Source organism: Actinacidiphila epipremni (genome assembly GCF_012034175.1).
GTDB classification, from domain to species: domain Bacteria; phylum Actinomycetota; class Actinomycetes; order Streptomycetales; family Streptomycetaceae; genus Actinacidiphila; species Actinacidiphila epipremni.
In genome coordinates this window covers 56,343-68,046 of the sequence record NZ_JAATEJ010000038.1, presented here as the reverse complement: position 1 = coordinate 68,046, position 11,704 = coordinate 56,343, and the positions used below count along the sequence as shown (strand labels likewise).

At 72.4% G+C, this 11,704-nt stretch carries 9 protein-coding genes; 3 read left to right on the top strand and 6 right to left on the bottom strand.

Features of this window, described 5'->3' with window-relative positions; all coding sequences use genetic code 11:
* Window positions 1-391: 391 nt before the first annotated feature.
* Entirely contained in the window at window positions 392-2,284 is a 1,893-nt protein-coding gene (locus HCN08_RS32280; protein WP_167986872.1) for a hypothetical protein, read from the top strand.
* 54 nt (window positions 2,285-2,338) lie between these two features.
* On the opposite strand, the gene HCN08_RS32275 is transcribed toward HCN08_RS32280, so the two are convergent.
* Window positions 2,339-3,577, bottom strand: coding sequence for a GDSL-type esterase/lipase family protein (locus tag HCN08_RS32275; protein WP_167986871.1), 1,239 nt, complete (start codon window positions 3,575-3,577; stop codon window positions 2,339-2,341).
* 213 nt (window positions 3,578-3,790) lie between these two features.
* Between HCN08_RS32275 and HCN08_RS32270 the strand changes: the two genes are divergently transcribed.
* Complete coding sequence (locus HCN08_RS32270; RefSeq protein ID WP_167986870.1) at window positions 3,791-4,501, top strand: ABC transporter ATP-binding protein; 711 nt, start codon at window positions 3,791-3,793, stop codon at window positions 4,499-4,501.
* Window positions 4,494-6,503: a hypothetical protein gene (locus HCN08_RS32265; RefSeq protein WP_167986869.1), complete on the top strand. Its 2,010-nt coding sequence runs from the start codon at window positions 4,494-4,496 to the stop codon at window positions 6,501-6,503. The genes HCN08_RS32270 and HCN08_RS32265 overlap by 8 nt, the downstream gene beginning before the upstream one ends.
* A 167-nt stretch (window positions 6,504-6,670) precedes the next feature.
* On the opposite strand, the gene tuf is transcribed toward HCN08_RS32265, so the two are convergent.
* The 5 genes from tuf to HCN08_RS32240 all read right to left on the bottom strand — a co-directional run bounded on the left by tuf (window position 6,671) and on the right by HCN08_RS32240 (window position 11,697).
* The gene (gene tuf / locus HCN08_RS32260; RefSeq protein ID WP_167986868.1) at window positions 6,671-7,864 is read right to left on the bottom strand and encodes an elongation factor Tu; all 1,194 of its coding nucleotides are present in this window, start codon (window positions 7,862-7,864) and stop codon (window positions 6,671-6,673) included.
* Between the two features lie 83 nt (window positions 7,865-7,947).
* A complete protein-coding gene (fusA, locus tag HCN08_RS32255; RefSeq protein ID WP_167986867.1) occupies window positions 7,948-10,074 on the bottom strand; it encodes an elongation factor G in 2,127 nt (708 codons plus the stop codon).
* 39 nt (window positions 10,075-10,113) lie between these two features.
* Window positions 10,114-10,584: a 30S ribosomal protein S7 gene (rpsG, locus tag HCN08_RS32250; protein WP_031519738.1), complete on the bottom strand. Its 471-nt coding sequence runs from the start codon at window positions 10,582-10,584 to the stop codon at window positions 10,114-10,116.
* A 2-nt stretch (window positions 10,585-10,586) separates the two neighbouring features.
* Window positions 10,587-10,958, bottom strand: coding sequence for a 30S ribosomal protein S12 (rpsL, locus tag HCN08_RS32245; protein WP_014144289.1), 372 nt, complete (start codon window positions 10,956-10,958; stop codon window positions 10,587-10,589).
* A 277-nt stretch (window positions 10,959-11,235) separates the two neighbouring features.
* Complete coding sequence (locus HCN08_RS32240; RefSeq protein WP_167986866.1) at window positions 11,236-11,697, bottom strand: DUF1707 and DUF4190 domain-containing protein; 462 nt, start codon at window positions 11,695-11,697, stop codon at window positions 11,236-11,238.
* Window positions 11,698-11,704 lie beyond the last annotated feature (7 nt).

The window sequence follows — 11,704 nt, the reverse complement described above, 5'->3', positions numbered from 1 at the left end:
CAACCCACCCGACCACCCCCACCGGCCTGCGGACGCCGACGGACGTACGGCAGGGGCGCTCACCCACCCACCCCCACCCCCGCCAACGGAGAGCCGCCCGGCGGACGGACGGAAGGGAGCGATCCCCCCACCGGCGGAGAGCCGCCCGACGACGGGCGGGAGGGGGTGATCCGGGGGGTGCCCCCGCAGGACTGCGCACGACAAGAGGTCACCGAATGCGGACGCAGGCCATGGTGCGCAGTCCGAGGAGGTACCCCCCGGAGCGCCCCCGACCACCCCACCCCCCGAACCGACCGCGCACCCGCACGCCGGTGACTTCACTGTCAGTGGTGGCAGCTAAGGTCGGACCCGTATCTGAGGGAACGTCATCGCGCCGAGGAGAGGCCCCCGCATGCGCACGCCGGAGGAGTTGCCGCACGTCCCGTGGCAGGAGCTGACCCACGCGTACGGCTCCGCCGAAGACGTACCCGAGCTGCTCGAAGCGCTCTACCTCGACGACGAGGAAAAAGCCGGCGAGGCGATCTACGAGCTCTACGGCAACATCCACCACCAGGGCACGGTGTACGAAGCCTCCGCCCCCGCCGTCCCCTTTCTCGCGCACGCCGCCACCACCCCCACCACCCCACCCGCCCGCCGCGCGGAACTGCTCATGCTGCTCGCCGTCCTCGCCGACCACACCGACACCCCACCCACCGGCCACGTCGCCACCGTCTGCGCCGAGCTGATCCGCGAGCTGCCCCACCTCCTCCCCAGCACCCGCGACCCCGAACGCGAGGTCCGCCGCGCAGCGCTCCGCGTCGTCGCAGCCGTCGCCGGCCTCCTCCCCGACGACCTCCGCAAAGCCGCCACCACCCACGCCGACGCCCTCTTCGCCGAGGACCCGGTCGCAGCCGTCCGCGCCGACGCCATGGTCGTCCGCGCCCTGCTCGGCGGCGAGCCCGCGCCCCTCGACAGCCCCGAGCCCGAAGTCCGCCTCGCCGCCGCGATCCTCGCGGCCCACCGCTCCGGCGCCCCCTACGCCCCCGAGGTCGTGGCCGTCCTCGCCGAGGCCGGCGCAGGCGCAGGCGCGGAACCGGACCCGGGCGGCGACGACTTCCCCTGGCCCGGCACCGACACCCAGGACGCCCACCTCACCACCCTGCTCTCCCAGGACCCCACCGCCGGCCTCACCGTCGCCGCCCGCTGGATCGCCGCCGGCGACCTCGGCACGCGCGGCTCCTGGCTCGCCGAGCAGATCGTCGACGACTGGCGCGACCACGAGCCCGCCTTCCTCGACCTCATGCTCGCCGCCCTGCCCCACCACCACGAACCCCGCGCCCGCGCCAACCGTCTCCAGGCCGTCGCCCGCTGGATCGCCCTGCACCCCGCCCCGAGCGCCGACCTGCGCGACACCCTGCACGCCTACGCCCGCGCCGCAGAACCGCTCACCGCGAAGCCGGCCCTGCTCGCCCTGGTCCGCGCCCGCGACCCGCGCGCCCTCGACCTGCTCCCGGCCCGCCCCGACCCGGCGACCCTCCGCGCGGCCCCGACCTACTTCCCGGACGCCGCCGCGCAACTCGTCCCGCTTCTGCGGGCCGGCCTCGCCGCCGGTGCGACGGGCAACGACGCGATCGCCCTGGTCGAGGCGATCGCCGCCTTCGGCCCCGAGGCGATACGCGAGGCCCAGGCCGAGCTGATCGCCGCCCTGCGCTCGGAGCGCGCCCCGATCGTCGCCGCCCGCCGCCTGGGCGCGGCGGCCCGCACGCCGAAGACCGAAGCGCTGCTGCGTACGTCGATGGGCCACCGTGACGCGTCCGTCCGCGCCGCGTCCGCCGTCGCGCACTACGAGCTGACCGGCGACCCGGCGCCCGCCCTCGGCACCTTCGAGGCGCTGCTGTCCTCACCCGGCGAGTCCCACTGGCACCTCAGCCGGCTGCGCGACCTGGGCCCGGCCGCGCTCCCGCTGCTCCCGCTGGTCGAAGCGCATCTGACGGCCACCCGCGAGTGGACCCGCGTCACCGCCGCCGAGGCCGTCTTCCACCTCACCGGCTCCGCGGACCGTACGATCCCGATCCTGACGGAGGCCGTCGCCCCGACGCCGGTCGGCTTCCACGCGCTGAAGTCCCTCGCCGCCCTCGGGCCGGGCCCCGTCCCCGTCCCGGAAGAGCTGCACCCCACCCTCAAGGACTTCGCGACCTCCCCGACCCGCCTGCTCGGCGCCTCCCCGCTGGAGGAGTCGCACCCCGACATCCAACTGCGCGCCCTGGCCCGCGAGTTGCTGGCCCGCCCGACCCCGGCGAGCTGACGCCGGCGGCCCGCCCCTGCGGTACGGGACGGACCACCGGCGGGCGTCAGGGCGTCAGGGCGTGGTGCAGGTGAGGGTGAGGGGCGGAGTCGGGGCGGTGGAGCCGCCGATGAAGCCGAAGGTGGTCGAGGCGCCGGCGGCGAGCGTGCCGTTCCAGGGCTCGCTGTGGACGGTGACGGAGCCGTCCGGGTTCGTGACGAACGTGCCGCTCCAGCCCTGGCTCACGACGACACCGGTGAGCGTGACCGTCCAGGAGGTGATCGCCTGCTGGGCGGTGACGGTGACGGCGGCCTGGTAGCCGCCCTGCCACGAGCTGCTGACCGTCAGCGCCGCGGTGCACGCGGGGCTCCCGGTCCCGCCGGTGGAACCGGCGGTGGAGCCGGCCGACGTACCAGCGGAGGTACCCACCGACGTCCCGGTCGACGTCCCCGCGGACGTCCCGGCAGACGTACCCACCGACGTACCGGACGACGTACCCACCGACGTCCCGGCAGACGTCCCCGCAGACGTCCCGGCCGACGTCCCGCCCGCCGTCCCGCCGTCCTGGCTCAGCAGCGCGGCCAGCGGCGGATACCAGCGAGCCGCCATCTTCGCGATCCCCGCGTCGTTCGGATGCACACCGTCCACCGTGTCCGTCGCGTCGTCGAAGCCGGTCCACTGGTCCACCACCGTCACCGGCGACTGGGCCGTGCTGACCGACGCCGCCCACGCCGGGATCTGCGCGTCGAAGGCGACGACCCGCTGCGCGCACTCCGCGCAATTGCTCGGGTCCATCGGCAGGATCTGCGCGACCAGCACCTGTATCGCCGGGTTGCTGTCGCGCATCTGGCCGACCATCTTCGTGAAGGCCGCCAGGATCTGCGCCGGCGCGATGTTGCTCCAGACGTCGTTCGTGCCCAGGTGCATCAGCACGACGTCCGGCGAGGTGGCGGCGAGCCACGCCGGGAGCTGGTTCTGGTTCGCGATGTTGGTCGCGAGGATGCCGCCGTGGCCTTCGTTGTCGCCGTCGTACGGCACCGCGCAGCCCTGCGGCGGCAGCGTGCCCACGAAGTCGATGTTCGTGTAGCCGGCGTCCTGGAGCTGGTTCCACAGCAGCGCGCGCCAGCAGCCGGGCGAGCCGGTGATGGAGTCGCCGAGCGGCATGACGCGCACGGGGTGCGCCGCCGCGGCGGAGGGGGCGGCCGAGGCCGACGCCGTACGGGCGCCGCCGAGCGCGGCCACCGCGCCGAGGACGAGCAGCAGCGCGAGCAGTAACGCCTGCGCGGGTCTGACGTGCGGGGCAGAACGGGACATGTCCGGGTCCTTCCGGGTGGGGGGACGCCCCCGAGGCGTGCATGGGAGCGCTCCCATAAGACGTACAGAGCCCCGCCCCCGCACGTCAAGACGCCTGCCGTGCGGCGTCCGCGGGCCGTGCCTTAGGGTCGGCCGGACAGACCCCTCACCTCCTCCCCCCTCTCACCCCCTCTCGTCCCCCTCTCACCCCACTCACCCCCTCGCGGAGGCACCATGCGTGCGACGGCCGGCGGCAGCAGCGCGCTGCTGCGGCTGCGGAAGGTCAGCCGGACGTACGGGCAGCGGCGGGCGCTGCACCCGGTGGACCTGGAGGTGCGCGCCGGCGAGTGCGTCGCGCTCTACGGCCGCAACGGCTCCGGCAAGTCCACGCTGCTGCGGATCGCCGCGGGCAGGGACGTGCCCACGACCGGGGACGCGCTCTTCGCCGGGCGCACGGTGAACGAGGACGATCCGCAGGTACGGGCCAGGGTCGCGGTCGTCGGGGACGCCATCTCCTGTTACCCGGACCTGACCGTGCGCGAGCACCTGGAGCTGGTGACGGTCGCGCACGCGGTGGACGACGCGGACGCCTGGATCGACCAGGTCCTCGCCGACCGCCGGCTCACCGACCACGCCCGGGCCCTGCCCGGATCCCTGTCCTCCGGCCAGCTCCAGTCCCTGCTGCTGGCGGCGGCGCTGGTACGGCCGCGTGACCTGCTCATCCTCGACGAACCGGAGCAGCGGCTGGACCCGGCCGCCCGGGTACGGCTCGCGGAGCTGCTGGTCACGGAGAAGCAGGACGGCAACGCGGTGCTGCTGGCCACGCACCAGGCGGAGCTGGCGCTGGCGGTCGCGGACCGCCTCGTCGCCCTGGAGGACGGCCACGTCGTCGCCGACGGCCCCCCGGCGGCGGTGCTGGCAGAACTGGGCGTCCGCCATGACTGACCGCCGCCGCCCCACCCGCCCCGACGCGAACCCGGCCGACACCGGCACCGGCCCCGGGCCCGGCACCGGCCCGCGCGCCGAGGACGACGACGGCACCCAGCCCGCACCGCACGCCACACCCGGCACCGACCCCGGCGCCGGCGCCGCCCCCGAAACCCCGGACGACGCGGACAGCCCCGGCCCGGACCCCGACGCCCCCGGCGAGGGCGACGGCAAAGACGACCCCGGCCCCGACCCCGACACCGACCCCGACGACGCCCCCTGGTCCGAGGAGGACGACGACCGGACCGACGAGACGCTCGCGTGGCTGCGCCGCCGGCGGCGCGCGCACCGGCGGGCGCGCGGGCGCGAGATGGCGGTCGTGGCGTACACCGTCGTGATCGCCCTCGCCGGCTACGGCAGCAGCTTCGTCGTGAGCTTCTTCCGCGGCCTGCGCGACGGCTCCGGTTACGCCGACGCCGCGCGCGACCTCAGCGCCGGGATGCCGGCCCTCTTCGCCTTCGGCGCGCTCGCGCTCGGCGTCGTCGCGGCCCGGGACGCCCTGTGGCGCGGGCCCGTCGTCGTACCGGGGCCCACCGCCGGGTGGCTGCTGGCGCAGCCGGTCAGGCGGGAGCGCATCCTGCGGCCGTGGTTCCGGCTCACCGCCGGGCTCGCGCTCGCCGTGGGGGTACTGGGCGGGCTCGCGGGGGCCGCGGTGCTGCGGGTCACCGACCTGGCGCCGCTCGGCAAGGCCATGCTCGCCGCGCTGCCCGCGGCCGTATGCCTGCCGCTGCTGGCGGTCGCGCTGGCCATGGCGGTGGAGCGGCGGCCGGGCTGGGCCCGGGCGGTACGCCGCTGGACCGCCCCCACCGTGCTGCTGCTCGCGGCGCTCGCCGCCCAGACCGTGCTCGCCGCCCACGGCCACCGCTCGCCGGCGGTCGAGCAGGTCGAGCTGTGGAGCGGCCCCTGGGGCTGGGCCGCGCAGCCGGTCGTCCACGCCGTCCACAGCGCGGCCGTCCCGGCGGCGCACGCCGCCACCGCGCTGACGCACCCCACGACGCCCGTCCCCACCACCGGCGTGCGCGTCGTCGTCACCTCCACCGTCACCACCGGCGGGGCGGCCGGACCCGCCGCGCCCGCCTGGCCCGCGGCCGTCGCGCTGCTGGTCGCGATGACCGCCGCCGCCCTCACCCTCGCCCACCGCGACGCCGGCCGGGTGCCCACCGCCCGGCTGCGGGAGCGCGCGGCCACCGCCGCGACGGTCTCCTCCGTCGCGTGGTCCCTGGAGCTGCGCGCCGCCAAGCTCGCGATCATGGCCGGCACGGAAGGCGACAGCGGGGTCCGGCTCAGGCTGCGGCCCCCGCACGGCCGCCTCGGGCGGCACCTCGTCGTCGTCTGGCGGGACCTGCTCACGCTGCTGCGCGCCCCCGGGCGGCTCGGCAAGGCCGCGGTGTGGACGGCGTGCGGCGCCGGGATCGCCGCGCTCGGCGCGGACCTGGGCGGCGAGCGGCGCTGGGTGGGCCTGGTCGTCGGCCTGCTGCTGGGCTACTTCGCGGTCGGCACGCTCGCCGAGCCCGCCCGCCTGGAGACCGACGACGTACGGCGGGCCGCCTGGGCCCCGTACCGCTTCCGTACGGTGATGCTGCACCACGGCATCGTGCCGGCGGTCTTCGGCGTGGGCCTGGGGCTGCTGGCGGCCGTGCCGTTCGCGGTGGCCGGGCATCCGGTCGCGCTGCTGCTCATCCCGCTGTGCGCGCCGCCCTTCACCGCCGCCGCGCTGGTCTCGGCGGCCCGCGGCCCGGCCCGTACGCAGCTGCTCTTCCTCGGCGGCGGCTCGCCGGTCGGCGGGCCAGGCCCGCTGATCTACCTGGCCTGGTACGCGGCCGGCCCGCTGCTCGCGGTCACCGCGCTGACCCTGGCGCTCGCCGCGGCCCCGGCCCAGGCGGTGCTGACCGCGGTGGCCGTGACGGCGGCGCTGGCGGCGCTCGCGGCCGGCATGTCCGACCGCCTCATCCGCCACTGAACCCACCGCCGACGGGGCACGTACCAGCGCTCCGGCCACCGACCGGACACGTAACCCGCAACGACACGTGCCCCCCAACGCAGAGGTCCCGCACCCCCGAGGGGATGCGGGACCTCCCGCGTATGGCGTCCGGCTCCTCGCGGAGCCGGACCCCGCGCGGCCTCAGGTCACTTGTTGATCTTGGTGACCTGGCCGGCGCCGACCGTACGGCCACCCTCGCGGATGGCGAACTTCAGGCCCTCCTCCATGGCGATCGGCTGGATCAGCTGAACGCTCATGGAGGTGTTGTCGCCCGGCATGACCATCTCGGTGCCCTCGGGGAGGGTCACGACGCCGGTCACGTCGGTGGTCCGGAAGTAGAACTGCGGACGGTAGTTGTTGAAGAACGGGGTGTGGCGACCGCCCTCGTCCTTCGACAGGATGTAGGCCTGGGCCTCGAACTCGGTGTGCGGGGTGACCGAGCCCGGCTTGATGATGACCTGGCCGCGCTCGACGTCCTCGCGCTTGATGCCGCGGAGCAGCAGACCGACGTTCTCACCGGCCTGGCCCTCGTCGAGCAGCTTGCGGAACATCTCGATGCCGGTGACCGTGGTGGTGGTCTTGTCCTGCTTGATACCGATGATGTCCACGGTCTCGTTGACCTTGAGGATACCGCGCTCGATACGACCGGTGACGACGGTGCCACGACCGGTGATCGTGAAGACGTCCTCGATCGGCATCAGGAACGGCTTGTCGACGTCACGCTCGGGGGTCGGGATCGCCTCGTCCACGGCCTGCATGAGGCCGAGCAGCTTCTCGCCCCACTCCTTGTCGCCCTCAAGGGCCTTGAGCGCCGAGACACGCACGACCGGCAGGTCGTCGCCCGGGAACTCGTACTCGGAGAGCAGCTCGCGGACCTCGAGCTCGACGAGCTCCAGGATCTCCTCGTCGTCCACCATGTCGGCCTTGTTCAGGGCGACGACGATGTACGGGACGCCGACCTGGCGGGCCAGGAGCACGTGCTCCTTGGTCTGCGGCATCGGGCCGTCGGTCGCGGCGACCACCAGGATCGCGCCGTCCATCTGCGCGGCACCGGTGATCATGTTCTTGATGTAGTCCGCGTGACCCGGGCAGTCGACGTGGGCGTAGTGACGCGACTCGGTCTGGTACTCGACGTGCGCGATGGAGATGGTGATACCGCGCTGGCGCTCCTCAGGAGCCTTGTCGATCTGGTCGAAGGCCGAGGCCTCGTTCAGGTCCGGGTACGCGTCGTGCAGCACCTTGGTGATCGCCGCGGTAAGGGTCGTCTTACCGTGGTCGATGTGACCGATGGTGCCGATGTTGACGTGCGGCTTAGTCCGCTCGAACTTCGCCTTCGCCACTGGGTTCCTCCTGGGGATGGATCTGTACGCCTTGCTTCATCGGCGCCAGGTGATCTTTGCTGGGTGTCAAGCCTACGGCGGAGTTACTCGCCCTTGGCCTTCGCGATGATCTCCTCGGCGACGTTCCGCGGAACCTCGGCGTAGGAGTCGAACTGCATGGAGTAGCTGGCCCGGCCCGAGGTCTTCGACCGCAGGTCACCGACGTAGCCGAACATCTCCGACAGCGGCACGAGGCCCTTGACGACACGGGCGCCGCTGCGCTCCTCCATGGCCTGGATCTGGCCACGGCGGGAGTTCAGGTCGCCGATGACGTCGCCCATGTAGTCCTCGGGCGTGGTGACCTCGACGGCCATCATCGGTTCGAGGAGCACGGGGCTGGCCTTGCGCGCACCCTCCTTGAACGCCTGCGAACCGGCGATCTTGAAGGCAAGCTCGGAGGAGTCGACCTCGTGGTAGCCACCGTCGAGCAGGGTCACCCGGACGCCGACCATCTCGTAGCCGGCGAGGATGCCGAACTTCATGGCCTCCTGGCAGCCCGCGTCCACCGACGGGATGTACTCGCGGGGGATGCGGCCACCGGTGACCTGGTTGACGAACTCGTAGGACGCGTCGCCACCCTCGATCGGCTCGACCGAGATCTGCACCTTGGCGAACTGCCCGGTGCCACCGGTCTGCTTCTTGTGGGTGTAGTCGACCCGCTCGACCGCCTTGCGGATGGTCTCGCGGTACGCGACCTGCGGCTTGCCGACGTTGGCCTCGACCTTGAACTCGCGCCGCATCCGGTCGACCAGCACCTCCAGGTGCAGTTCGCCCATGCCGCCGATGATGGTCTGGCCGGTCTCCTCGTCCGAGTGGACCTGGAAGGAGGGGTCCTCCTCCGCGAGCCGCTGGATGGCGACACCCAGCTTCTCCTGGTCGCCCTTGGACTTGGGCTCGATCGCGACCTGGATGACCGGCGCCGGGAAGTCCATGGACTCCAGGATCACCGGCTGCTTGTCGTCGCACAGGGTCTCGCCGGTGGTGGTCTGCTTCAGACCCATGACGGCGACGATGTCGCCGGCACCCACCGAGTCGATCTCCTCACGCTTGTTGGCGTGCATCCGGTAGATCTTGCCGATCCGCTCCTTCTTGCCCTTCACCGAGTTCAGCACGGCCGAACCCGCCTCAAGGCGGCCCGAGTAGACCCGGACGAAGGTGAGCTTGCCCAGGTGCGGGTCGCTCATGATCTTGAACGCCAGGGCCGACAGCGGCTCGTCGTCGGACGGCTTGCGCTTGACGACGACCTCGGCGTCCTTGACGTCGTGGCCCTCGATGGCCTCGACGTCCAGCGGGGAGGGCAGGTAGCGCACGACGGCGTCGAGCAGCGGCTGCACACCCTTGTTCTTGAAGGCGGTCCCGCAGAACACCGGGGTGACGGTGGTGTCGCCGCCCTTGCCGGAGTTGATGGTGATACGGCGGATCGCCGCGTACAGCTGCTCCACGGAGGGCTCCTCGCCCTCCAGGTACAGCTCCATCATCTCCTCGTCGTTCTCCGCGACGGTCTCCAGCAGCTTGCCGTGCCACTCCTGGGCCGCTTCGGTGTGCGTGGCCGGGATGTCGACGACGTCGTACATCTCGCCCTTGGTCGCCTCGGCGGACCAGACCAGGGCCTTCATCTGGACGAGGTCGACCACGCCCTTGAAGTCGGCCTCGGCGCCGATCGGCAGCTGCATGACGATCGGGGTCGCGCCGAGGCGGTCCACGATCATGTCGACGCAGCGGTGGAACTCGGCGCCGGTGCGGTCCAGCTTGTTGACGAAGCAGATGCGGGGCACGCCGTAGCGGTCGGCCTGCCGCCACACCGTCTCGGACTGCGGCTCCACACCGGCGACACCGTCGAACACGGTGACGGCACCGTCGAGGACGCGCAGCGAGCGCTCGACCTCGACGGTGAAGTCCACGTGGCCGGGGGTGTCGATGATGTTGATGGTGTGGTCGACGTCTTCCAGCGGCCAGTGACAGGTCGTCGCGGCGGACGTGATGGTGATGCCGCGCTCCTGCTCCTGCTCCATCCAGTCCATGGTGGCGGCGCCGTCGTGGACTTCGCCGATCTTGTAGGAGACACCGGTGTAGAACAGGATCCGCTCGGTGGTCGTCGTCTTGCCCGCGTCGATGTGGGCCATGATCCCGATGTTGCGGACCCTGGCCAGGTCAAGCGAAGTGGTGGCCATGTGGCTCAGTCTTCTCTCGGTTCTCGATGGGGGTTGCGACTACCAGCGGTAGTGCGCGAAGGCCTTGTTGGACTCGGCCATCTTGTGCGTGTCCTCACGGCGCTTCACGGACGCCCCGAGGCCGTTGCTGGCGTCGAGGATCTCGTTCATGAGCCGCTCGGTCATGGTCTTCTCGCGGCGGGCGCGGGAGTACCCGACCAGCCAGCGCAGCGCCAGGGTGTTCTGCCGGCCCGGGCGGACCTCGACCGGCACCTGGTAGGTCGCACCGCCGACGCGGCGGGACTTGACCTCCAGGGTCGGCTTGATGTTCTCCAGAGCGCGCTTGAGCGTGATGACCGGGTCGACCCCGGCCTTCTCGCGCAGGCCCTCCAGGGCGCCGTACACGATGCGCTCGGCGGTGGAGCGCTTGCCGTGCAGGAGGATCTTGTTGACGAGGGACGTCACCAGAGGGGAGCCGTAAACCGGGTCGATGATGACCGGGCGCTTCGGGGCGGGGCCCTTACGAGGCATTCTTACTTCTCCTTCTTGGCGCCGTAGCGGCTGCGAGCCTGCTTGCGGTTCTTGACGCCCTGCGTGTCGAGAGAGCCACGGATGATCTTGTAGCGAACACCCGGCAGGTCCTTCACACGACCGCCGCGCACGAGCACGATCGAGTGCTCCTGCAGGTTGTGGCCCTCACCCGGGATGTAAGCGGTGACCTCGATGCCGCTGGTAAGGCGCACACGCGCGACCTTACGGAGCGCCGAGTTCGGCTTCTTCGGGGTGGTCGTGTACACACGCGTGCAGACGCCACGCCGCTGCGGGGAACCCTTCAGCGCGGGCGTCTTGTTCTTCTCGACCTTGTCCTGCCGGCCCTTGCGGACCAGCTGCTGGATCGTAGGCACCGTATCTCCGGTTTCTCTGTGCCGATCACGATAAAACTAACCTGGGCCCCGACCCACGCGGTCGGGTGTGTCGCGGACCCCGCACGTACCCCTCAAAGGGTGAGCAGTGCGTGATAGCGGGTGCCGCGGCCTCGGTGTCCCCGCACGGTCGCATGGCACGCGCAGGAACCCGGGCACACCCCAGGCACAAGGTCAGAGCGTACCTACCGCATCGGCTGCGGTCAAAACACCTGCATACCGACCGGATTCCGGCTGCTCACAGGCCCCTCCGCGGCCGTCAGCCGCCGACCGCGACACCCAGCAGGATCAGCAGCACCCAGCCGGCGATGGCCATGTAGCCGAGCACCAGCCCCGCGGTCGCGAGCCCGTCGCCGTCCTGCCCCGTCTGCCGGATCCGGCTCTTGGCCATGTGGCCCAGCACGACCGCCGGCACCGAGCTCAGGCCCACCGTCATCAGGCCGCCTATCCCGCACACCAGCGACGCGACCGCCTGCCCGTTGGTGCTGCGCACCGCCGGCGCCATCATCCCGTAGGGCGGCGGCGGGTAGGGCACCATCGCCTGCGGCGGCACCACGCGCGGCGGGATGTCCGCCGTCACGGCGTCCAGCTGCTCGTACGTGCGCGCGCCGTACGCACGGCCGACCCGGTCCTCGTACTCCGGCTGCGTGAGCCGCCCCTCGGTGAACGCGTCCTTCAGGACGCTCACCGCCCTCTCCCGATCCGCATCCCCGGCGAGCATGCTCCTA

Excerpts from the sequence above, each read along its gene's own strand:
- HCN08_RS32280 (WP_167986872.1), top strand. The coding sequence starts at position 392 with ATGCGCACGCCGGAGGAGTTGCCGCACGTCCCGTGGCAGGAGCTGACC.
- HCN08_RS32275 (WP_167986871.1), bottom strand. The coding sequence starts at position 3,577 with ATGTCCCGTTCTGCCCCGCACGTCAGACCCGCGCAGGCGTTACTGCTC.
- HCN08_RS32270 (WP_167986870.1), top strand. The coding sequence starts at position 3,791 with ATGCGTGCGACGGCCGGCGGCAGCAGCGCGCTGCTGCGGCTGCGGAAG.
- HCN08_RS32265 (WP_167986869.1), top strand. The coding sequence starts at position 4,494 with ATGACTGACCGCCGCCGCCCCACCCGCCCCGACGCGAACCCGGCCGAC.
- fusA (WP_167986867.1), bottom strand. The coding sequence starts at position 10,074 with ATGGCCACCACTTCGCTTGACCTGGCCAGGGTCCGCAACATCGGGATC.
- rpsG (WP_031519738.1), bottom strand. The coding sequence starts at position 10,584 with ATGCCTCGTAAGGGCCCCGCCCCGAAGCGCCCGGTCATCATCGACCCG.
- HCN08_RS32240 (WP_167986866.1), bottom strand. The coding sequence starts at position 11,697 with ATGCTCGCCGGGGATGCGGATCGGGAGAGGGCGGTGAGCGTCCTGAAG.